Below are 22,083 nucleotides of genomic sequence, written 5' to 3'. Positions count from 1 at the left end.
GCGCGACCGGCCGCATCGTGGACCGGTTCCGTCTCGTCCCGGGTGCCGGCATCACGACGGATCGTCAGGGACGGCGGACAACAGGCTGTGCAGGATCGGACCGGCTGAACCACCACCCGTGACGCCCTGCTCGACGACGCACGCCACGGCGACATTGCCGCGCCGTGCGACGAGCCAGCCGTTGTTGGGCTCGTCCTCGGAGACCTCCGCGGTGCCGGTCTTCGCGCCGATGCCACCGGGCAGGTCGGCGAGTACGTGCGCCGTCCCGTCGGTGACGGTGGCCCGCATCAGCGCGCGCAGCCGGGTCACCACGGCCGACGGGAGCGGCTTCGTCGAGGTGGTGTCCTTGCCGCCGGGGACGATGGTCGGCTGGTGGAACCGGCCGGACGCCGCGGTCGCCGTGACGGACGCCATGATCAGCGGGTTCGCCTGGATCCGGCCCTGCCCGATCATCGAAGCGGCCTTCTCCGTCTCGTCCTTGGGCACCGGCACCGAGCCGTCGTACGACGGGATCCCCACGTGCCACTCCTGCCCGACCCCGAAGTACTCCCGTGCCACATCGCCGAGTTCGGTGTCGCCGAGCTTGCCGCGCAGGCTGATGAAGGCGGTGTTGCAGGACTTCGTGAAGTCCTCCCGGAAGGTGGCGCCCGGGAACTCGGACGTCTCGACGTTGTGGAACTCCTTGCCGACGGTGAGGTACTTGGGGCAGTCCACGACGTCGTCGGGCGCGACGGCATTCTTGAGCAGCAGCGCACTGCTCGTCACGATCTTCCAGGTGGAGCCGGGCGCGTACGTACCGGAGACCGCCCGGTTGAAACCGGTGGCGGGGGAGTTGGCCATCGCGAGAACCTCGCCGTTGTCGACCCTCAGGGCGACGAGCGAGGCGTTCTTGCCGCCGGCCGTTTCGGCCAGGGCCTTGTCGGCCGCTGCCTGCCATGTGGCGTCGAGCGTCGTGGTCACCGGTTTGCCGGACGGCTGCCCGTCTTTCTTCCCGAAGGTGGTCTCCGTGCCCTCGACTTCGCCGGTGGCCCGGTCGACGAGCCGGACAGCCCCGCGCGGCCCGGAGCCGCCCCCGGCGAACTGGGTCAGCACCGGCTGCAACGACGGATGGGCATCGCCCGTCAGGGACGTCCCGTTCCGGTCGGTGACCTTCGGCTCAGGAGTGTCCTCCCGCTCCAGGCGGAACTTGGCGGTGTCGCTGAGATGCGGATGGACGAGCGACAGGGACCAGCCGACTTTCCAGGCCCCGTTCTTCTGTTCCCGAACGGGGAGCTGGGACCGGTAGGTCCAGGTGCCCAGCCCCGTGACGGGCATCTTCGCCGTGAAGGCGACCCGGACCGTGCCGTCGTCCTCCGTCGTAGCCCGCGCGGGGGTGAGCTCCGGCTTGCTGATGTCGAGACCCGAGGTGAAGTTGCGCAGCACCTCCTGAGCCCTTGCGGGACTCGTGGTGCGGGAGCCCGCACTGTCGAACCGGCCGCCCGCCCAGTCCGCGAGGAACGCCCGGGCCTGGGCGGTCGCCGCGGGGTCGGGGGTGTCGTCGCGCTCGAAGGGGCCGAGCCCGGCGGCATACGCGCCCCCTGCGGCGACGGCCGTCACGACGGTCACGGCGATGCCCGCCCGGAGGCCGGGACGACGGCTCCGGTGGCGGTGGGTGGCGGTGTGTCCGAAGTCCGCGTCGGGAGGTGAGGGAAGGCGTGTCATGCCGTGAGGAGAGCAATCGCCCCAGGTCTCTGTCCAAGTCCGATATCGATAAGCTATCGATCAAAATTGCATATGATTGCTGATCGTGGACCTGATTCGGCACCTGGAGTGCTTTGTGACTGTTGCAGAAGAGTCACACTTCGGGCGTGCCGCGGCCCGCCTCGGGATGGCCCAGCCGCCCCTGTCGCAGCGCATCCAGCGGCTGGAGCGGGAGCTGGAGGTGCGGCTCTTCGACCGGAGCAGCCGCCAGGTGGCCATCACCAAGGCGGGCCTGCTGCTCCTGCCCGAGGCGCGCGAGCTGCTCGCCCGGTCCGAGTCACTGCGGGCGGCCGCGCGCCGGATCAGGGACGGCGAGAGCGGACTGCTGCGGGCCGGGCTGCCGCCCGACATCGCCGGCGACACGGTCGCCGCGCTCCTCACGGGGTTCCAGGACCGGCGGTCCGGCGTGGAGTTGGAGCTGCACGAGCTGTCCACCACGGATCAGCTCGCCCGCTTCGCCGCACGCGAACTCGACGTCGGACTCATCCACCACCCCTGCGACGTGACCGGGCTCGAACTCGGCCCGGTGCTCCGGCGCGAGCTCGGTGTGCTGCTGCCGCGCGACGCCGAGGCGGCCGGACTCGCCGAGGTGCCGCTCTCCGCGCTCGCCGGATCCGACCTGATCCTCTTCCCGCGGGCCGGCGCCCCCGTGCTCTACGACGACCTGCTCACCACCTGTGCCCGCGGCGGCTACACACCGCCCGCGGTCCGGCACGGCCAGGGCGCCAGCTTTGTGCGCGGCCTCGTGCTCTCCGTCGGTGCCGTCGCCTTCAGCTCGCGCGACGCACAGGCCGCCGAACCCGACGCCGACCTGGTGTGGCGCCCGCTCGCGGGCGCCCCGCTGGCCTGGCGGCACTCCGTCGCCTGGCCGCGCGGGCACGGCGACACCGCCGTGCGAGCCTTCGCCGACGCGGCCACGCACGCGCTGCGCGCCACCGCCGACGCCCGCCCCGACACCCCCGCCCGCCCGATGCATCTGCGCCCGGCAGCGGAGTACTGGCTGTGACCCGAACCGTGAACGTGCCCGACGCCCCCTACCGCATCCGCGCGGCCTTCGCCGATGCCGGAGTCACCGGGCGGCTGCACGCCCTCGACATCGATTCCGGAGCCCAACTCGACGTCGACGCCGACCAGCCGGTCTGCACGGCGAGTGTCCACAAACTGTGCCTGCTGGTCGCGCTGCACGACCGGGCTGCGGCCGGCGACCTCGACCTCACGGAGCAGGTCGAATGCTCGCCGGACGGCCGCACCCCGGGGGCCACCGGGCTCGCCGCGATGCTGGACGCCACCCGGCTGTCGCTGCGCGACCTCGCGTACCTGATGATGGCCGTCAGTGACAACGCCGCGGCGGATCTGCTCCTGGCCCGGGTCGGTCTCGACGCGGTCAACCGTGTGACGGCCCGCCTCGGCCTCGACGCGACGAGGGCCGTGCATACCTTCGGCGCCATGCTCGCCGGCATCAAGGAGGACGCGGGACCCGCCGGTGCCCAGGCGCTGGCCGACCCGCACGTCGTCGCGCGGCTGCGTGCCCTCGACCCGGCCCGCTCCAACCACAGCACCCCGCGGGACATGACCCGGCTGCTGCGTGCCGTCTGGCGCGACGAGGCGTGTCTGCCCGAACACGGCGCCGCCATCAGGCGGGTGATGGGTCTCCAGGTGTGGCCACACCGCCTGGCCTCCGGTTTCCCGTTCGACGACGTGCACGTCGCGGGGAAGACCGGATCGCTGCCGACGCTGCGCAACGAGGTGGGCGTCGTCGAGTACCCCGACGGCGGCCGTTACGCCGTCGCCGTCTTCACCCGCACCGCCCACACCGCAGCCACGCTCCCCGCGGCCGACGCCGTCATCGGCACGGCCGCCCGCATCGCCGTGGATGCGCTGCGCAACCGATAGTGCGATGTGTCGGCCGACACCTTCCGTGTGGCGCTCGGGGCGACGCGCGTCAGCGGCGACCCGCTCGCCCGTAGCACCGCGCCAGCGCGTGGAAGGCCTGCTTCGGTTCCCAGTGCCAGTCGGACTCCGGGTCGTCGAACCGGTCCTTGATCGGCTTCACGACCGCGTAGCTCGCCATGTCCAGGTCGTAGCGCGGGACGGGTGAGTGCGGGGCGTCGGCGGTGACGAACTCGAAGGCCATCGCGGCGTACAGGCCCATCTCCTCGAAGACGCCCAGGAGTTCGGTGAGACAGGCGGCCTGGGTGCGCTCACTGCGTACCAAGTCGCCTTTGATCTCCGGCGGTTGCTTGGTGTAGTCGACGGTGTCCCATCCCATGCCGCCCTGCTCGGGCGCCCCCGCGTACGTGCACGTCCCGAACTCCGTGATCGCCAGGGGCTTGCCCCAGCGCAGGTACCGGTGCAGCTCGCGGATGTAGTCCGCGCGGTCGGGGAAGTACGAGTAGTAGTCGATGCCCACGATGTCGAAGAGGCTCCAGTCGACCTCGTCGTCCTGCGCGGCCGCGTACGACAGCTTGCCGCCGAAGACCGACCGTCCGACCGCGGCGGCCCGCGCCGTGAACGCGTACAGGCGGCGCATCATCTGCTCCGGGTCGTAGGTGCCGGCCATCAGATTGCGGATCCGCTCAGTTGCGTTGTCGCCGGGCACGATGCCCGGTACGAACAGCCAGAACTCGCAGCCCACGCTCAGGTCGGCCCGCGCGCCCTGGCGGCGCAGCCGCTCCAGGTGCCGGCCGGTCTCCGCGAGGTGGTCGAGGATCTCCGACGCGGGGCGGTCGCCCAGGGTCGGCTGGAGCCAGATGTGCAGGCCCAGCTCGGCGGCCTCGGACGCGGTGGCGTTGAGACGGTCGACGCCGTCGCCCGTCACCTCGATCGATGTGGCGTGCAGGTCGTTCCTGATGGCACGGAGGTCCTCGCGCATGCGGGTGGCGCTCCACGCGGTGCCGGGGGTCTCACCCGCGCCGATCGTGTAGCAGACCCCTCGATGGGTCAGACCTTTGCTGTTCCCACGCCCGCCCCGTCGGCCGGTCGTGGCCGCCGAGGCGGGGGCGCCGGCCAGGAACGGTCCGGTGGCCGCCGCGGCCCCGATCGCCCCCGCCCCGGCCAGGAACCTCGCCCGGCTGATTCCGCCACTGCGCTCGTCGCGATGCACTCGGACTCCCCGGTCGGTCGGCGGTTCGCGTGTCTCCGCCAGTCTGCCGAGCGGGTGCGGGGGCGGGCGTCCCCCGAAAGTCTGCGGGTGCGCGACCAAGGGATGAACCGGGCGCAGGGAGCGGCTACTCAGGTCGCGGCGCCCGGCGGGCAGAGCACCGCGGTCACCTGGCCGGCACCCGGCGTTCCTCGTCGGCCCCGGTGCGCTTTCCGCCGGTGGCGACCACGCGGCCCCGGGGCCTGCGCGGCAGCAGGCGGCGGGTGAGGCCGGATTCGTAGCGGGGCTGGAGCAGCAGGAACAGGCCCACCGCGCAGACGAACGCGACCCCGAAGAGCATCCAGGACTTGGCGCCCCGCGCCGAGTAGGCCACGATCCCGAACGAGAACAGCGCCGACCAGAAGTACATGAGCAGCACGGCCCGGCGGTGCGAGTGGCCGAGCTGGAGCAGGCGGTGGTGGAGGTGGCCCTTGTCGGCGGCGAAGGGGGACATTCCGTTCCACGTACGTCTGATGACGGCGAGCACGAGGTCGGCGACGGGCAGCGCGATGACGGACAGCGGCAGCATCAGCGGAATGTAGACCGGCACCATCGCGGCCGACCCGGACCTGCCGTCCACCGTCTGGTTGAGGAGGCTCGGGTCGACCTCGCCCGTCACCGAGACCGCGCACCCGGCGATGAGCAGGCCGAGCAGCATCGAGCCCGAGTCGCCCATGAAGATCCGGGCCGGATGCGAGTTGTGGACCAGGAAGCCGAGGCACATGCCCGCCAGGATCGCGGAGATCAGCGTGGTGGACGCGGCGGCCTCGATCCCGTAGCCGTACCAGAGCCGGTACGCGTACAGGAAGAACGCCGTCGCCGCGATGCCCACCGTGCCGGCGGCCAGCCCGTCGAGCCCGTCGACGAAGTTGACCGCGTTGATGGAGACGACGATCAGCCCCACGGTCAGCAGCGTGCCCTGCCAGTCGGAGAGGTAGATCCCGTCGGTGCCCGGCACCGGGAGCCAGAGGATCGTCAGCCCCTGGAACGCCATCACTCCGGCCGCGAGTATCTGGCCGCCGAGCTTGACCAGTGAGTCGACACCCCATTTGTCGTCCAGGACACCCAGGAGCCAGATGAGCGAGGCGCCGGACAGCAGTGCCCGCGGCGTCGAGCTCTGGGTGAAGATGTCTTCCAGATGCGGCAGGTGGGAAGCGACCAGCAGCCCGGCCACCAGCCCGCCGAACATGGCCACGCCGCCCAGGCGCGGGGTGGGTTCGCGATGGACGTCGCGCGCCCGGATCTCGGGCATCGCGCCGACGGAGATCGCGAACTTCCGTACGGGGCCGGTCAGGAGGTGGGTCACGGCCGCCGTGATGAACAGCATGAGCAAGTAGTCCCGCACGGGCGGCCTCACATTCCGGCCCAGCGGGCCGATACCTGAGCCCGATCGATGCCCTCGCTGCGCCCAGGCGAGCCTAACTCATACGGATTTCTGTGCGACGGGGAGCGGGGCCAGACGGTGGTGGGTGCGGGCGTCGAGCGATACGTACGTCAGCGGGCGGACGTGCCATTCGATGTGCCGGCCGCCGCGCAGCATGAGCGTGAACCCGCAGGGTTCGCCGCGGTGGAGCGCCCCCAGGGCCTGCACCCAGCCGCCCTGGTCCGACCAGTAGTGGGCGCGGATCAGTTCGCGCGGTGCGAGGCCGAAGAGATGGTTCGCCCGGAGCTGGACGCGGATGGCGCGGACGGCCTCCTGGGGCGTGGCCAGGACGCGCAGGTCGATGGACTCGGGGACAGGATCGCCGCCCGGTGGGGGACCACCGCCCGCGCACGGGGCGCGGTCGCCGTACTCGAAGACGGTGTGGTTCACCCTCGCCGTCCCCGGACGCTGAGGCGCCCCGACCCGCACGCAGGGTGCGAGGCCCTCATCAGCTGCCTTGCCGGGAGAGAATCCGGGCACCTTCATGGCGCACGGCCGGCTGAACGGGCACGGTGGGAGAGCCTTGCGCGACAACGGCCTTCGGGGCGTTCTTCTCCCGTACGACGAGCAGCCCTGCCAGCACCAGCAGTACCCAGAGCACCGGACCGAGCGGGTTTCCGGGGGAAATGAACCCCTGCGCGGCAAGTCCGAGGAGGCCGCCGGCGGAAAGCACGGCCGCGAGAACGACTTTGCCGAGGCTCATATCCGACGCCGCACCGGAACGGCGACGGATTTCGAACCGGCCGAAAATTCTGGTGAAGCACATCAGGGAGATTCCCGAAACGCCGACCCACAGTGGTGCCACCGCGAACCACATCGGGCTACCGGGCGTCGGTGTCGCGAAGCCGAGTCCGACCATTGCGATTCCCGCCGTCATCACGAGCGCGGGCATGTGCCAGAGGTACAGGGTCATGAAGCGGGTTCCGCACCATTGCAGGAAGGCGGTGGCCAGTGGACGTTCGGCGAACCGCGTCATGGCCGGCTTGAGTGTCAGCCAGAGTCCGAGCTGGCCGATCGTCAGCGTCATCATCACCGCGGTCGGAGGGCTCATGTTGGAGACCGGGGCCCCGGGCATTCCGATCATGGATGCCGGGTAGGGCCCGAAGAACACAGCGGCCGCGGTGAGTCCGAAGCCGACAGCGGCCAGACCCGCCGATGTCCACCTGCTCCGCATGCGCAGGCCACCGTCGGCGTAGTGGAAGCCGAACTGGTGGGCTGCCGGCCAGACGAACAGGGCGTTCAGGAAACCGATCGCGGGGCTGACCTCGAAGCGCAGCACATCGATGACCAGGGCACAGACGGCGAGTACGCCGATCACACGCCATCCGTACCGGCGGTACCACCTGAACATCACCGGCGTGAGCGCGATCACGAGCACGTAGACGGCGAGGAACCAGAGCAGCTGCCCGGCTATCCTGCCCGCCATCAGCACCGGTTGCTGAGGCACCCCCGCGCCGATCAACGCGTGGGGCAGCAGCAGCCACACGGCTGCCAGGGGTATGACCGGCACCAGGAGACGCGCAATTCGGCCCCGGAGCCAGGTGCGCACCGATTTCGCCGATCGGAACGAGAAGAAATTCGCGGCCCCGCCGGCGAAGAACACCATCGGCATGACCTGCGTCAGCCATGTGACAATCCACCAGCCGGGACTTGCGAGAGCATTCCCGGTGCTCAAATGCCCATTCTCATAGGCCAGTACGGGCATGAGCCAGTGCTGGGAAATCACGGCCAGCACGCATAGTGCTCTGATGACGTCTATGAAAGGATCGCGACCGCGACCGGGCGAATGAGTGTGCGTTTGCTGCATGCAATCATCGTGCAGTCAGCAGGCGATACGGACAGTGAAGCGGCCCCCCGAATTCATTGGGGTGCCAGCACTGCGTGCCATGGTGGGGTTCTCCCCACCGGGCCCCGGTGTGGTTCACCCTCGCCGCGCTCGGACGCCGAGGCGCCCGGAGCATGGCCCCGCCACGACCACCACGAGAGCCGCGACCGTGCCGCCGAGCGGCATGACCGCCGACACGGACAGGTGGTCGAGCACGGCTCCGCCCGCCAGGGCGCCGATGGCGAAGGTCGCCTGGAAGGACGCGGTGAACAGGACGGACGCCGCTTCGGGCGCGTCGGGCGCGGCCTTGGCGAACCAGGTCTGCGAGCAGACCGGCACCGCACCGTAGGCGACACCCCAGACGACCAGCAGCGCGACGGCTCCGGCCTCCCACCTGCCCAGGACCGGGAGCAGCGCGGTCGCGGCGGCGATCAGTCCCGCGGCGAGGGAGACCGCGGCGCGCGGGCGGCGCGTCACGAGTGCGCTGCCGACGAAGTTGCCGATGATCCCGGCGGCGCCGTAGACCAGCAGGAACACCGTGATCAGCGCCGGACCGGCGTGTGTGACCCGTTCCAGGAAGGGGGTGACATAGGTGTACGTCGCGAAGTGGGACAGAACGATGAGGAAGGTGATGAGCAGGGCGAACCGGGTGCCGGGCCGGTTGAGAACGGTGCGCAGCAGGCTCGCGCGGGTGACCTGTGCCGGCGGCAGGGCCGGAACCACCAGGAGCATCAGGGCCAGTACGCCCACGCTCAGCACCCCCATGACCACGAACGCCGTCCGCCAGCCGGCCAGGCCGCCGATGAATGTACCGGCGGGGACGCCGAGCACGGAGCCCAGCGGGACGGCCGAGAAGATCACCGCTGTCGCTCGGCCGACCGACGCCGGGCGGACCAGTCGGCCGGCCAGTCCGGCCCCGATGGACCAGAAGCCGCCGATGGTGCCCCCGACCATCACCCGGGAGACCAGGACGAGGCGGTAGTCGGTCGCGGCGGCGGTGAGGAAGTCGGCCAGGGCCAGCAGGAGCATGAAGGCGCAGAGCATCAGGCGTCGGTCGACACGCGCCGTCGCCACGGTGACCAAGGGGGCGGAGACCGCCGCGAGGAGTCCGGGCATGGTCATCATCAGGCCCGCCGCGCCGTCCGAGACGGCGAAGTCGGACCCGATCGATGTGAGCAGGCCGATGGGCAGGATCTCGGTGGTGACGATCGAGAAGATGCCCAGCATGACGGAGACGACGGCGAGCCGGCCGCGCAAGGGGGTGCGGGGAGGGAGGGCGATGCGTTCGGAGGGGGTGGTGGCCGCGGTGGTGGTCATGGCGGGTGCCGTCCTGTGCTCGGCGATGCGAGGGCTGTTCGCCCCAGTTCACAAGCGTCGGTGGACGGTGTCCGGCAGGTTCGCGACGTCAACGTTGCCGGCCAGGGGTGATGTCGCGTTTCCGCTGGAAGAGGCGACAGGGAGAGGCAACGGAGACGGCGACCGGAAACGGCGAAGGGCCGTCGCTCCCGAGCGGGGGAGTGACGGCCCTTCGCCGCGCGCCGCGAAGGCGCTTGTGAATCCGTGAACCCAGAGGTTCCGCCGAATCAGAGAACGCGGACCGCGCCCGACGGCGGGTCGTAGGACAGCGGGCGCTGCACCACACCGGTGCTGGAGTTCTGCGCACCGACGAACTCGCCGCCGCCCACGTAGATCCCGACGTGGTACGCGCTGCCCGCGCTGCCCCAGTACAGGATGTCGCCCGGCTGGAGGTTGCTCAGGGAGACCTGGGTGCCGACGGTGGACTGGGACTGCGAGACGCGCGGCAGGTCGACGTTGATCGAACGGAACGCGGCCTGGACGAGGCCGGAGCAGTCCCACGAGTTGGGGCCGGTGCCACCGGGCACGTACGCGTCGCCGACCTGGGCCTGCGCGAAGGCGATGACGGCCGCTGCGGAGCCGGTGGCGCTCGACGAGGAGAAGGAGGCCGAGCCGGCGGAGGAGCCGGAGGTCGCGCTGAGTGTCGTACGGGCGGCGGAGCGGGAGGCGCGCTCGGCGGCCTCCGCCTTGGCCTTGGCGGCCGCCTCCGCCTTCTTCTTGGCCTCTGCCTTGCGGACCGCCTCGGCCTTGGCCTTCTTGGCGGTCTTGGCCGCGGTGGCGGCTGCGGCGTCCTCCTGGGCCTGCGTCTGCAGGTCCTGGGCGACCTGCTGCGTGGCCTGAGCGGACGCGGCGACGGCGGTGGAGAGCCCGGCGGTGATGGTGGGCATCTCGATGGTCTGGGTCACCGGCTCGGCCTGGGCCGGACCGGCAGCGCCTGCGACCGCGATGGTGCTGAGGACGCCACCGGCAACTCCGGCCCGCAGCGCCGTCTTCGGCGCGTTTCGGCGGGGCTTCCGGTGGCTGGGTATGTGAGCGGTGAGGGACATGAGTACTAGCGCTATCAGGGCCCCGGGGCTCCCATCAAGAAACGTGTGTTGCGACACAGTTACGTCCGGAATCTGTGAATCCGCTTTCTGGCGGCCCTTATTGACGCCGTAACGGGCAAACCGGGCATGCTCGATCACCGCTGTGATCACGGACTTTCAGCAATACGCCCGAATTGCCCGTCACTTACCATCCGTTCACACCGATGGCCAAGCCCGCTTTTGTTGAAGCCTGGATGGAGTGACGCAGGTCACAGCGGGGCCGCTGTGTGCGGGGTGTGGGCGCGCCCGGCGTCCGAGGTGCCGTCGGATCCCGGGCGGCCGTCCATTGATCCGGAAGATCGTGAATGCGCGCACACGTCCACTTCGCTCCCCGGGGACCCCTCGCGCGGGTGAGCCCAGAGTGGGGCAGACCCCCTTATCACTCTCAGGCCGTCCATTGCCAATTTGCCTGAGCGGGTATCTGATTGTTAGTGCAACACCTTCTTGACCAGCGCAGACGGCATCGGATGTCACGTCTCGTGATCACTCGGCCGCTTTGCGTACGAAGATCACCGCTCAGGCGGCTTCGCCACCCTTCGCCGGGTGGTGGAGATCACAAACTCGTTGTCGTACCCCGTGTCGCAGATCACAGGATGGCGGGCATAGGATGCGGGGCAGTCGGGCTTGTGAACTGCCTCACATGTGCACGATCTTGGTGGGGTGGCGAGCCGAATCGCCCGATGCGGTCCAACGGTCAAGGACGACTGGAAGGAGCGAGGAGCGTGAATGCCTACGCGCCCATCCTCGTGCTCGGCGCCCTCGGGGCAGGGTTTGCGATCTTCTCCGTGGTCATGGCCACGCTTATCGGCCCGAAGCGATACAACCGAGCAAAGCTCGAAGCGTACGAGTGCGGTATCGAACCCACCCCCACTCCAGCCGGAGGCGGCCGCTTCCCCATCAAGTACTACCTGACGGCGATGCTCTTCATCGTCTTCGACATCGAGATCGTCTTCCTCTATCCCTGGGCGGTCACCTTCGACGCCCTGGGGATCTTCGGGCTCGTGGAGATGCTGCTCTTCGTGCTCACCGTCTTCGTCGCCTATGCGTATGTATGGCGTCGCGGCGGCCTGGAATGGGACTGAGGGGCTGAGGGGCACACCATGGGACTCGAAGAGAAGCTGCCCAGCGGCTTCGTGCTGACCACTGTCGAGCAGGCCGCCGGCTGGGTACGGAAGTCCTCCGTCTTCCCCGCCACCTTCGGCCTCGCCTGCTGCGCCATCGAGATGATGACGACCGGAGCCGGGCGCTACGACCTGGCCCGTTTCGGGATGGAGGTCTTCCGCGGATCGCCGCGGCAGGCGGATCTGATGATCGTGGCAGGGCGGGTCAGCCAGAAGATGGCGCCCGTCCTGCGGCAGGTCTACGACCAGATGCCGAACCCCAAGTGGGTTATCTCCATGGGGGTTTGCGCATCATCGGGCGGGATGTTCAACAATTACGCCATTGTTCAGGGTGTTGATCACATTGTCCCGGTTGATATCTACTTGCCGGGCTGCCCGCCGCGGCCCGAGATGCTGATGGACGCGATCCTCAAGCTCCACCAGAAGATCCAGAGCTCCAAGCTCGGGGTCAACGCGGAGGAGGCCGCCCGCGAGGCGGAGGACGCGGCACTCAAGGCACTGCCCCTGATCGAGATGAAGGGGCTCCTGCGGTGAGTGAGAACCGGAACCACGACGAGCAGAACAACAACGGCGTGCCCGCACCGCGCGACGAGACCGGCGAGGTCATCGGCGTGCGCAAGGGCATGTTCGGCGCCGACAACGGCGGCGACACCTCCGGCTACGGCGGCCTCGTGCGCACGGTGACGCTGCCGGGCGCCACGTCCCGCCCGTACGGCGGCTGGTTCGACGAAGTGGCCGACGAGCTCGAAGGGGCCCTGGAGGAACAGGACCTGCTTCCCGCCAACGCCATCGAGAAGACGGTCGTCGACCGCGGCGAACTCACCTTCCACGTCGCCCGCGAACATCTCGTCCGGGTCGCACAGACCCTGCGCGACGACCCGGCGCTGCGCTTCGAGCTCTGTACGGGGGTGAGCGGCGTCCACTTCCTCGGTGACAAGGGCCGTGAGCTGCACGCCGTCTACCACCTGCGCTCGATCACGCACGGCCGGCTGATCCGCCTGGAGGTGTCGGCCCCGGACAGCGATCCGCACATTCCGTCCCTCGTCGCGGTCTACCCGACCAACGACTGGCACGAGCGCGAGACCTACGACTTCTTCGGGCTCATCTTCGACGGGCACCCCGCCCTCACCCGGATCATGATGCCGGACGACTGGCAGGGCTTCCCGCAGCGCAAGGACTATCCGCTCGGCGGCATCGCCGTCGAGTACAAGGGCGCCCAGATCCCGGCTCCGGACCAGCGGAGGTCGTACTCCTGATGACTACTCCCCACGCAACGCCTCGCGCGACGACCGAGGGGACTGTATATACAGTCACCGGCGGCGACTGGGACGAGGTCGTCGAGTCCGCGGTCAAGTCCGACGACGAGCGCATCATCGTCAACATGGGCCCCCAGCACCCGTCCACGCACGGGGTGCTGCGGCTGATCCTGGAGATCGACGGCGAGACCGTCACCGAGGCCCGCTGCGGCATCGGCTACCTCCACACCGGCATCGAGAAGAACCTCGAATTCCGGAACTGGACCCAGGGCACCACCTTCGTGACGCGCATGGATTATCTGACGCCGTTCTTCAACGAGGCGGCGTACTGCCTGGGCGTCGAGAAGCTCCTCGGTATCGAGGACCAGATCCCCGACCGGGCCACCATCCTGCGCGTGCTCCTGATGGAGCTCAACCGGATCTCCTCGCACCTGGTGTGCATCGCCACCGGCGGCATGGAGCTCGGCGCCACCACGATCATGATCTACGGCTTCCGCGATCGTGAACTCGTTCTCGATCTCTTCGAGCTGATCACCGGCCTGCGGATGAACCACGCGTTCATCCGGCCCGGCGGACTCGCCCAGGATCTGCCGCCCGGCGCGATCGACCAGCTCCGCGAGTTCGTGAAGACCATGAAGAAGAACCTGCCGGAGTACGACAAGCTCGCCACCGGCAACCCGATCTTCAAGGCCCGTATGCAGGACGTCGGCTATCTCGACCTGACCGGCTGCATGGCACTCGGCGCCACCGGCCCGATCCTGCGCTCCGCCGGACTCCCGCACGACCTGCGCAAGACGGACCCCTACTGCGGATACGAGAACTACGAGTTCGATGTCCCCACCGCCGACAGCTGCGACGCCTACGGCCGCTTCCTCATCCGGCTGGAGGAGATGCGCCAGTCGCTGCGGATCATCGAGCAGTGCATCGACCGGCTCGCCCCCGGACCGGTGATGGTCGCCGACAAGAAGATCGCCTGGCCGGCGCAGCTCGCGCTCGGCCCGGACGGGCTCGGCAACTCGCTCGACCACATCAAGAAGATCATGGGCACCTCCATGGAGGCCCTGATCCACCACTTCAAGCTGGTGACCGAGGGCTTCCGCGTCCCGGCCGGACAGACGTACACGGCGGTCGAGTCGCCCAAGGGCGAGCTCGGCGTCCATGTCGTCTCGGACGGCGGCACCCGCCCCTACCGGGTCCACTTCCGCGACCCGTCCTTCACCAATCTGCAGGCCATGGCGGCGATGTGCGAGGGCGGCCAGGTCGCCGACGTCATCGTCGCCGTCGCATCCATCGACCCCGTGATGGGAGGCGTCGACCGGTGACCGAAGCACGTCAGGAAGTCAGTCTGGGGATGCCGCAGCTCCCCGCCCCCGCCTACCCGGCCGAGGTGCGCGCCAGGCTCGAAGCGGACGCGAAGGAGGTGATCGCCCGCTACCCCGGCAGCCGTTCCGCGCTGCTTCCGCTGCTGCACCTGGTGCAGTCCGAGGAGGGCTACGTCTCCCGTACGGGCATGGCGTTCTGTGCCGAGCTGCTCGGCCTCACCACCGCCGAGGTCACCGCGGTCGCCACCTTCTACACGATGTACCGGCGCAAGCCGAGCGGTGATTACCAGGTCGGTGTCTGCACCAACACGCTGTGCGCGGTGATGGGCGGCGACGCCATCTTCGACCGGCTCAAGGAGCACCTCGGCGTCGGCAACGACGGGCCCGATATGACAACCGAGGACGGCAAGGTCACCCTCGAACACATCGAGTGCAACGCGGCCTGCGACTTCGCTCCCGTGGTGATGGTCAACTGGGAGTTCTTCGACAACCAGACGCCCGAGAGCGCGACCCGCCTGGTCGACGACCTGATCGCCGGGCGCACCGTCGAACCCACCCGTGGCGCGCCGCTCTGCTCTTACAAGGAGACGTCCCGGATTCTGGCCGGCTTCCCCGACGAGCGCCCCGGCGCCGTCGAGGCGTCCGGCGGCGCGGGCCCCGCCTCGCTGATCGGCCTCCGGCTCGCCAGGGGCGAGGAGCCGCACCCGCGCGTCGTCGCCCCGCGCAGCGAATCCGGGCACGCCGATGCCCCGCAGGACCCGGACCACCCGGCCGGCCCGACACGCGAGGAGGGAGAGTGATGACGTTGGCAACCGAAATCAACGACAACGGCAGCGGGGGCAGCCCCGAGAAGCTGCTCACCCCCGTCCTCTCCGCCTTCTGGGACCAGCCGGAATCCTGGACCCTGGAGACCTACCGGCGTCACGAGGGGTACGAGGGTCTGCGCAAGGCCCTCGCCATGTCGCCGGACGACCTCATCGCGTACGTCAAGGACTCCGGTCTGCGCGGCCGCGGCGGCGCGGGCTTCCCCACCGGGATGAAGTGGCAGTTCATCCCGCAGGGAGACGGCAAACCGCACTATCTTGTGGTCAACGCCGACGAGTCGGAGCCCGGGACCTGCAAGGACATCCCGCTCCTCTTCGCCAACCCGCACAGCCTCATCGAGGGCATCGTGATCGCCTGCTACGCGATCCGTTCTTCGCATGCGTTCATCTATGTGCGCGGTGAAGTCGTCCCCGTACTGCGGCGGTTGCACGAGGCCGTGCGCGAGGCGTACGAGGCGGGCTTCCTCGGGACGAACATCCTGGGCTCGGGGCTCGACCTGGAACTCACCGTGCACGCGGGCGCGGGCGCGTACATCTGCGGTGAGGAGACCGCACTGCTCGACTCGCTCGAAGGGCGACGCGGCCAGCCCCGGCTGCGACCCCCCTTCCCCGCGGTCGCCGGTCTGTACGCCTGCCCCACTGTGGTGAACAACGTCGAGTCCATCGCCTCGGTTCCCGCGATCCTGAACCGGGGCAAGGACTGGTTCAAGTCGATGGGCAGCGAGAAGTCCCCGGGCTTCACGCTGTATTCGCTCAGCGGGCATGTCGCGAGCCCCGGCCAGTACGAGGCCCCGCTCGGCATCACGCTGCGCCAGCTGCTCGACATGAGCGGGGGCATGCGCGCAGGGCACCGGCTGAAGTTCTGGACCCCGGGCGGCTCCTCGACCCCGATGTTCACCGACGAGCACCTCGATGTGCCGCTCGACTACGAGGGCGTCGGCGCCGCCGGTTCCATGCTCGGCACCAAGGCGCTCCAGTGCTTCGACGAGACGACCTGCGTCGTGCGGGCCGTCACCCGCTGGACCGAGTTCTACGCCCATGAGTCCTGCGGAAAGTGCACACCGTGCCGCGAAGGCACCTACTGGCTGGTCCAGTTGCTCCGCGACATCGAGGCGGGCAAGGGACAGATGGCCGACCTCGACAAGCTGAACGACATCGCCGACAACATCAACGGCAAGTCCTTCTGCGCCCTCGGCGACGGCGCCGCCTCGCCGATCTTCTCCTCGCTGAAGTACTTCCGCGAGGAGTACGAGCAGCACATCACGGGCAGGGGCTGCCCCTTCGATCCCGCCAGGTCGACCGCCTGGGCCGACGACAAGAACGCTCACCAGGGGGTGAACGCATGACAGTCACCACGAGTGCGCCCTCCGGGGGCGGCGAGGCGGCCCTTCCGCCCGAGGACCTCGTCACGCTGACGATCGACGGCATCGAGATCAGCGTGCCCAAGGGCACCCTGGTCATCCGGGCCGCCGAACTCCTCGGCATCGAGATCCCGCGCTTCTGCGACCACCCGCTCCTCGACCCGGTCGGCGCCTGCCGCCAGTGCATCGTCGAGGTCGAGGGCCAGCGCAAGCCGATGGCGTCCTGCACCATCACCTGCACCGACGGCATGGTGGTGAGGTCGCAGCTCACCTCGCCCGTCGCCGAGAAGGCGCAGAAGGGTGTGATGGAGCTGCTGCTCATCAACCACCCGCTGGACTGCCCGGTCTGCGACAAGGGCGGTGAGTGCCCGCTGCAGAACCAGGCGATGTCGCACGGCGGCGCCGACTCCCGTTTCGACGGCAAGAAGCGCACGTTCGAGAAGCCCGTCCCGATCTCCACCCAGGTGCTGCTGGACCGTGAGCGGTGTGTGCTCTGCGCGCGCTGCACCCGGTTCTCCAACCAGGTGGCGGGCGACCCGATGATCGAGCTGCTGGAGCGCGGTGCGCTGCAGCAGGTCGGTACGGGCGAGGGCGACCCGTTCGAGTCGTACTTCTCCGGGAACACCATCCAGATCTGCCCGGTCGGGGCGCTGACCTCGGCGGCGTACCGGTTCCGCTCCCGGCCCTTCGACCTGGTGTCGTCGCCGTCGGTGTGCGAGCACTGCGCGGGCGGCTGCGCGACCCGTACCGACCACCGGCGCGGCAAGGTCATGCGGCGGCTCGCCGCCAACGATCCCGAGGTCAATGAGGAGTGGGTCTGCGACAAGGGCCGCTTCGGTTTCCGTTACGCGCAGGCGCGGGACCGGCTCACCACTCCGCTGGTACGCAACGCGGACGGTGTCCTGGAACCGGCGAGCTGGCCCGAGGCGCTGGCCGCCGCGGCTGCCGGTCTCCTGGCCGCACGCGGCAGGACGGGTGTCCTCACGGGCGGCCGGCTGACCGTCGAGGACGCGTACGCGTACAGCAAGTTCGCCCGGATCGCGCTGGACACGAACGACGTCGACTTCCGGGCCCGGGTGCACAGCAGCGAGGAGGCCGACTTCCTGGCCGCCCGCGTGGCCGGGCGCGGCCGGGACCTGGACGGCACGGGTGTCACGTACACCTCGCTGGAGAAGGCCCCGACCGTGCTGCTGGTCGGGTTCGAGTCCGAGGAGGAGGCGCCCGGCGTCTTCCTTCGGCTGCGCAAGGCGAACCGTAAGCACGGACAGCGCACGTTCGCCGTCGCCTCGCACGCCACGCGCGGCCTCACCAAGGCGGGCGGCACGCTGCTTCCCGCGGCCCCCGGCACCGAGACCGAGTGGCTGGACGCGATCGCGGGCGGTGTCGGACTCGACGGCGACGGGGCCGTGGCGGCCGAGGCGCTGCGCGGCGGGGGCGCCGTGATCGTGGTCGGCGAGCGGCTGGCGGCCGTGCCGGGCGGGCTGACCGCCGCGGCACGGGCCGCGACCGCGACCGGGGCCACGCTGGTGTGGATTCCGCGCCGGGCCGGCGAGCGCGGTGCGGTGGAGGCGGGCGCGCTTCCGTCGCTGCTGCCCGGCGGCCGTCCGGCGACCGACCCGCGGGCCAGGGACGAGGTGGCGGCCGTCTGGGGCGTCGCCGAACTCCCGCCCCGCTTCGGCCGCGACACCGGCCAGATCGTGGAGGCCGCGGCCACCGGCGAACTGGGCGCACTGGTCGTCGCCGGGGTCGAGGCCGTGGACCTGCCGAACCCGGCACGGGCTCTGGAGGCTCTGGACCAGGTCGGCTTCCTGGTCTCGCTGGAGCTGCGGCCCAGCGAGGTGACGGAGCGGGCCGATGTGGTCTTCCCGGTCGCCGCGGTGGCCGAGAAGCCCGGCACTTTCCTCAACTGGGAGGGCAGGGCGCGCATGTTCGAGGCGGCGCTGAAGCCCGAGCAGATGACGCGGACACTCGCGCCGACCGACGCCCGGGTGCTGCACATGCTGGCCGATGCGCTGGACGTGCATCTGGCGCTGCCTGATCTGAAGTCCGTACGCCGTGAGCTGGACCGGCTCGGTGGCTGGGCCGGTACGCACGCCACCGACCCGAACGAGCCGGCGCGGCCGCTGCCCAGGCCCGGCGACGGCGAGGCGGTCCTCGCGGGCCACCGGATGCTGCTCGACCTGGGCCGGCTCCAGGAGGGCGACGACGCACTGGCCGGCACCCGGCACGCCTCGGTCGCCCGGCTCTCCGCCGTCACCGCGGCCGAGACGGGCGTGAAGGACGGCGATCTGCTGGCCGTCACCGGCCCGGCGGGCAGCGTCGAACTCCCGTTGAAGGTCACCGACATGCCGGACCGGGTGGTCTGGGTGCCGCTGAACTCCGTCGGGCGGGGTATCCCGGCCGACACCGGCGCCCAGCCCGGCGGTCTGGTCCGGATCGGCCCCGCCGCACCGGGCACTCCCGACGTCACACCGGAGGTGGGGGCGTGACTGCCTTCGCTCAACTGGCCGCGGCACCGCACGGTGCCGTACTCGCCGCCGAGGATCTGTCGATGTTCGGCACCGACCCGTGGTGGCTCGTCGTCATCAAGGCGGTGTTCTGCTTCGCGTTCCTGATGGTGACCGTGCTCTTCTCCATCGTGTGGGAGCGCAAGGTCGTCGCCTGGATGCAGCTGCGCATCGGCCCCAACCGGCACGGCCCCTGGGGCATGCTCCAGTCGCTCGCCGACGGCATCAAACTGATGCTGAAGGAAGACCTCGTCGTCAAGCGCGCCGACAAGGTCGTGTACGTGCTGGCGCCGATCGTCGCCGCCGTACCGGCGTTCATGGCGATCGCGGTGATCCCGTTCGGCCCGTCCGACAACGAGGTCTCGATCTTCGGGCACCGTACGGCGATGCAGCTCACCGACCTGCCGATCGCGATGCTCTACATCCTCGCGGTGGCCTCGGTCGGGATCTACGGCATCGTGCTGGCGGGCTGGTCGTCCGGATCGACGTACCCGCTCCTCGGCGGTCTGCGCTCGTGCGCACAGATGATCAGTTACGAAATCGCGATGGGCGCCGCGTTCGCCTCGGTCTTCCTCTACTCCGGGTCGATGTCGACCTCGAAGATCGTGGAGGCGCAGCAGGACCGCTGGTTCATCCTCCTGCTGCCGGTCTCCTTCATCATCTACATCATCACGATGGTCGGCGAGACCAACCGGGCCCCGTTCGACATGCCGGAGTCCGAGGGCGACCTGGTCGGCGGCTTCAACACCGAGTACTCGTCGATCAAGTTCGCGATGTTCATGCTCGCCGAGTACGTCAACATGGTCACCGTCTCCGCGGTCTCCACGACCCTGTTCCTGGGCGGCTGGCGGGCCCCGTGGCCGATCAGCACCTTCTGGGAGGGAGCGAACCACGGCTGGTGGCCGATGCTCTGGTTCGTCCTCAAGGTCCAGCTGCTGCTGTTCTTCTTCATCTGGCTGCGCGGCACGCTGCCCCGGGTCCGCTACGACCAGCTGATGAAGCTCGGCTGGAAGGTCCTGATCCCGGTCTCCGTGGTCTGGCTGATGCTGGTCGCGACGGTGCGGGCGCTGCGCAACGAGGGGTACGACTTCTCGAGGATCGTGCTGTACGTGGCCGGGGCCGTGATCGCGATCCTGCTGATCTCCTTCGTCGCCGACATCTTCCGCGACAAGAAGGGCCGGGCCGCCGAGGCGGAAGCGGGACCGGAGCCGGCGTTCGACCCGATGGCGGGCGGATTCCCGGTGCCGCCGCTGCCCGGACAGACCCTGCCGCCGGTGCCGCGCCGCAGGCCGCACAGCGAGCGGGAGCTCGTTGTCAGTGGCGGGTCGGATACTGAGAGTGACGACAGTCCGAGTGACGGAAAGGAGGCTGACGGTGTCTGAGTCATCAGAACCCTCGGGGGAGAAGTTCCAGAACCCCGTCGCCGGCTTCGGCGTGACCTTCAAGGCCATGTTCAAGAAGCGGCTGACCGAGCAGTATCCGGAAACGCAGAAGGTGACGGCGCCGCGCTTCCACGGCCGGCATCAGCTCAACCGTCACCCGGACGGTCTGGAGAAGTGCATCGGCTGCGAGCTGTGCGCCTGGGCCTGTCCGGCGGACGCGATCTATGTGGAGGGCGCGGACAACACCGACGAGGAGCGCTACTCCCCGGGTGAGCGCTACGGCCGCGTCTACCAGATCAACTACGCGCGCTGCATTCTCTGCGGACTGTGCATCGAGGCGTGCCCGACCCGGGCGCTGACGATGACCAATGAGTTCGAGCTCGCCAACACCACCCGCGAAAGCCTCATCTACACCAAGGGCGAGCTGCTCGCGGGCCTGGAGGAGGGCATGGTCGACAGCCCGCACGCGATCTACCCCGGGATGGACGATCAGGACTACTACCGGGGTCTTGTCACCGAGGCCGCGCCCGGTACGGAGCGTCAGGTCGCCCTCTCCAAGGGCGAGAAGCCGTCGGACGGCGACAGCGGGAACAACGGCTCGGCGCAGGAGGTGGACGCATGACCGGCCTGGCCGCGGCGGCCTCCCAGACCTCGACCGGTGAGGCCTTCCAGTTCTGGGTGCTCGGGACTGTCGCCGTGATCGGCGCGCTGTCCACCGTACTGATGAAGAAGGCCGTGCACAGTGCGCTGAGCCTCGCCGGGACCATGATCGTCCTGGCGGTGTTCTACCTCGCCAACGGCGCCTACTTCCTGGGCGTCGTCCAGATCATCGTCTACACCGGCGCGATCATGATGCTGTTCCTCTTCGTGGTCATGCTCGTCGGTGTCACGGCGGCCGACTCGCTGAAGGAGACCCTCAAGGGCCAGCGCTGGCTGGCCGCGGGCTGCGGGATCGGCTTCGGCGTCCTGCTGATCGCGGGCATCGGCAACGCCTCGCTGAACAGCTTCAACGGGCTCGGCACCGCCAACGCCGAGCACGGCGGAAACGTCGAGGGGCTGGCCAGCCTCATCTTCACCAAGTACGTCTTCGCCTTCGAGATCACCGGCGCCCTGCTGATCACGGCGACGGTCGGCGCGATGGTGCTCACCCACCGGGAGCGCACCGAACGGGCCAAGACCCAGCGGGAGATGTCCGAGGAGCGCGTACGCGGCAAGCAGGTGCCGCCGCTGCCCGCCCCCGGTGTCTACGCCCGGCACAACGCCGTGGACATCCCGGGTCTGCTCCCGGACGGCACACCGTCCGAGCTCACCGTCATGCAGACGCTGCGCAACCGCGGTCAGATCCGCGATGTGTCGAACGAGTCGCTGGACCAGCTCAAGGCGCTGGAGCAGCGCTCCGAGGAGCGGCTCGGCCGTGACAACGATGGAGAGGAGGTCGCCAAATGAATCCGGTCAACTACCTCTATCTCGCCGCCCTGTTGTTCACGATCGGTGCGGCCGGGGTGCTGATCCGGCGGAACGCGATCGTGGTGTTCATGTGCGTGGAGCTGATGCTCAACGCCTGCAACCTCGCGTTCGTGACCTTCTCCCGGATGCACGGCAATCTCGACGGGCAGATCATCGCCTTCTTCACGATGGTCGTCGCCGCCGCCGAGGTCGTGGTCGGTCTCGCGATCATCGTGTCGGTGTTCCGTTCCCGCCACTCGGCCTCGGTCGACGACGCCAGCCTGATGAAGCTGTAA

The 22,083-nt window shown here is 69.4% G+C and carries 20 protein-coding genes; 13 read left to right on the top strand and 7 right to left on the bottom strand.

All coding sequences use genetic code 11. From position 1 onward, the window contains the following. Window positions 1–51: 51 nt before the first annotated feature. Window positions 52–1,701 (bottom strand): penicillin-binding transpeptidase domain-containing protein, encoded by a 1,650-nt coding sequence (locus tag ACGFU7_RS05555; protein WP_393692549.1) that lies wholly within the window; start codon window positions 1,699–1,701, stop codon window positions 52–54. Window positions 1,702–1,786: 85 nt separating this feature from the next. Here ACGFU7_RS05555 and ACGFU7_RS05550 point away from each other — a divergent pair, with 85 nt between their 5' ends. Beyond that, the gene (locus ACGFU7_RS05550; RefSeq protein WP_393692547.1) at window positions 1,787–2,746 is read left to right on the top strand and encodes a LysR family transcriptional regulator; all 960 of its coding nucleotides are present in this window, start codon (window positions 1,787–1,789) and stop codon (window positions 2,744–2,746) included. A 14-nt stretch (window positions 2,747–2,760) separates the two neighbouring features. Further along, window positions 2,761–3,633: a serine hydrolase gene (locus tag ACGFU7_RS05545; RefSeq protein ID WP_393692884.1), complete on the top strand. Its 873-nt coding sequence runs from the start codon at window positions 2,761–2,763 to the stop codon at window positions 3,631–3,633. Window positions 3,634–3,682: 49 nt separating this feature from the next. Here the strand turns inward: ACGFU7_RS05545 and ACGFU7_RS05540 are convergent, their stop codons facing one another. The 6 genes from ACGFU7_RS05540 to ACGFU7_RS05515 form a co-directional block, all read right to left on the bottom strand. Beyond that, window positions 3,683–4,843 (bottom strand): abortive phage infection protein, encoded by a 1,161-nt coding sequence (locus tag ACGFU7_RS05540; RefSeq protein WP_393692545.1) that lies wholly within the window; start codon window positions 4,841–4,843, stop codon window positions 3,683–3,685. 163 nt (window positions 4,844–5,006) lie between these two features. Then, a complete protein-coding gene (locus tag ACGFU7_RS05535; RefSeq protein WP_393692543.1) occupies window positions 5,007–6,236 on the bottom strand; it encodes an MraY family glycosyltransferase in 1,230 nt (409 codons plus the stop codon). Between the two features lie 66 nt (window positions 6,237–6,302). Then, on the bottom strand, window positions 6,303–6,692 hold the full coding sequence (locus tag ACGFU7_RS05530; protein WP_393692541.1) for a hypothetical protein: 390 nt from the start codon (window positions 6,690–6,692) through the stop codon (window positions 6,303–6,305). 58 nt (window positions 6,693–6,750) lie between these two features. After that, entirely contained in the window at window positions 6,751–8,109 is a 1,359-nt protein-coding gene (locus tag ACGFU7_RS05525; protein WP_393692539.1) for an acyltransferase, read from the bottom strand. Between the two features lie 114 nt (window positions 8,110–8,223). After that, complete coding sequence (locus tag ACGFU7_RS05520) at window positions 8,224–9,444, bottom strand: MFS transporter (RefSeq protein ID WP_393692537.1); 1,221 nt, start codon at window positions 9,442–9,444, stop codon at window positions 8,224–8,226. A gap of 266 nt (window positions 9,445–9,710) precedes the next feature. Beyond that, on the bottom strand, window positions 9,711–10,529 hold the full coding sequence (locus ACGFU7_RS05515) for a C40 family peptidase (protein ID WP_393692535.1): 819 nt from the start codon (window positions 10,527–10,529) through the stop codon (window positions 9,711–9,713). 761 nt (window positions 10,530–11,290) lie between these two features. Between ACGFU7_RS05515 and ACGFU7_RS05510 the strand changes: the two genes are divergently transcribed. Genes ACGFU7_RS05510 through nuoK form a run of 11 tightly spaced genes read left to right on the top strand, consistent with a single transcriptional unit; the run spans window position 11,291 to window position 22,083 of the window. Next, entirely contained in the window at window positions 11,291–11,650 is a 360-nt protein-coding gene (locus tag ACGFU7_RS05510) for an NADH-quinone oxidoreductase subunit A (protein WP_003992243.1), read from the top strand. 18 nt (window positions 11,651–11,668) lie between these two features. Continuing rightward, complete coding sequence (locus ACGFU7_RS05505) at window positions 11,669–12,223, top strand: NADH-quinone oxidoreductase subunit B family protein (RefSeq protein WP_030975705.1); 555 nt, start codon at window positions 11,669–11,671, stop codon at window positions 12,221–12,223. After that, on the top strand, window positions 12,220–12,945 hold the full coding sequence (locus ACGFU7_RS05500; RefSeq protein WP_393692533.1) for an NADH-quinone oxidoreductase subunit C: 726 nt from the start codon (window positions 12,220–12,222) through the stop codon (window positions 12,943–12,945). Before ACGFU7_RS05505 ends, ACGFU7_RS05500 begins: the two co-directional genes overlap by 4 nt. Continuing rightward, window positions 12,945–14,267, top strand: coding sequence for an NADH-quinone oxidoreductase subunit D (locus tag ACGFU7_RS05495; protein WP_393692531.1), 1,323 nt, complete (start codon window positions 12,945–12,947; stop codon window positions 14,265–14,267). Before ACGFU7_RS05500 ends, ACGFU7_RS05495 begins: the two co-directional genes overlap by 1 nt. A 29-nt stretch (window positions 14,268–14,296) precedes the next feature. After that, window positions 14,297–15,067 carry an NADH-quinone oxidoreductase subunit NuoE gene (gene nuoE / locus ACGFU7_RS05490; protein WP_393692882.1) on the top strand — a complete coding sequence of 257 codons (771 nt, stop codon included), beginning with the start codon at window positions 14,297–14,299 and terminating at the stop codon, window positions 15,065–15,067. Next, window positions 15,064–16,437, top strand: coding sequence for an NADH-quinone oxidoreductase subunit NuoF (gene nuoF / locus ACGFU7_RS05485; RefSeq protein WP_393692529.1), 1,374 nt, complete (start codon window positions 15,064–15,066; stop codon window positions 16,435–16,437). Before nuoE ends, nuoF begins: the two co-directional genes overlap by 4 nt. After that, entirely contained in the window at window positions 16,434–18,941 is a 2,508-nt protein-coding gene (locus ACGFU7_RS05480) for an NADH-quinone oxidoreductase subunit G (protein ID WP_393692527.1), read from the top strand. The genes nuoF and ACGFU7_RS05480 overlap by 4 nt, the downstream gene beginning before the upstream one ends. Next, window positions 18,938–20,341 carry an NADH-quinone oxidoreductase subunit NuoH gene (gene nuoH, locus ACGFU7_RS05475; RefSeq protein WP_393692525.1) on the top strand — a complete coding sequence of 468 codons (1,404 nt, stop codon included), beginning with the start codon at window positions 18,938–18,940 and terminating at the stop codon, window positions 20,339–20,341. The genes ACGFU7_RS05480 and nuoH overlap by 4 nt, the downstream gene beginning before the upstream one ends. Continuing rightward, complete coding sequence (gene nuoI, locus ACGFU7_RS05470) at window positions 20,334–20,963, top strand: NADH-quinone oxidoreductase subunit NuoI (RefSeq protein WP_393692523.1); 630 nt, start codon at window positions 20,334–20,336, stop codon at window positions 20,961–20,963. The genes nuoH and nuoI overlap by 8 nt, the downstream gene beginning before the upstream one ends. After that, entirely contained in the window at window positions 20,960–21,787 is an 828-nt protein-coding gene (locus tag ACGFU7_RS05465) for an NADH-quinone oxidoreductase subunit J (protein WP_393692521.1), read from the top strand. Before nuoI ends, ACGFU7_RS05465 begins: the two co-directional genes overlap by 4 nt. After that, window positions 21,784–22,083, top strand: coding sequence for an NADH-quinone oxidoreductase subunit NuoK (nuoK, locus tag ACGFU7_RS05460; protein ID WP_093543641.1), 300 nt, complete (start codon window positions 21,784–21,786; stop codon window positions 22,081–22,083). Before ACGFU7_RS05465 ends, nuoK begins: the two co-directional genes overlap by 4 nt.

This window comes from Streptomyces sp. NPDC048473 (assembly GCF_043200155.1).
GTDB lineage: Bacteria > Actinomycetota > Actinomycetes > Streptomycetales > Streptomycetaceae > Streptomyces.
This window is presented reverse-complemented; position numbering and strand designations above follow the sequence as displayed.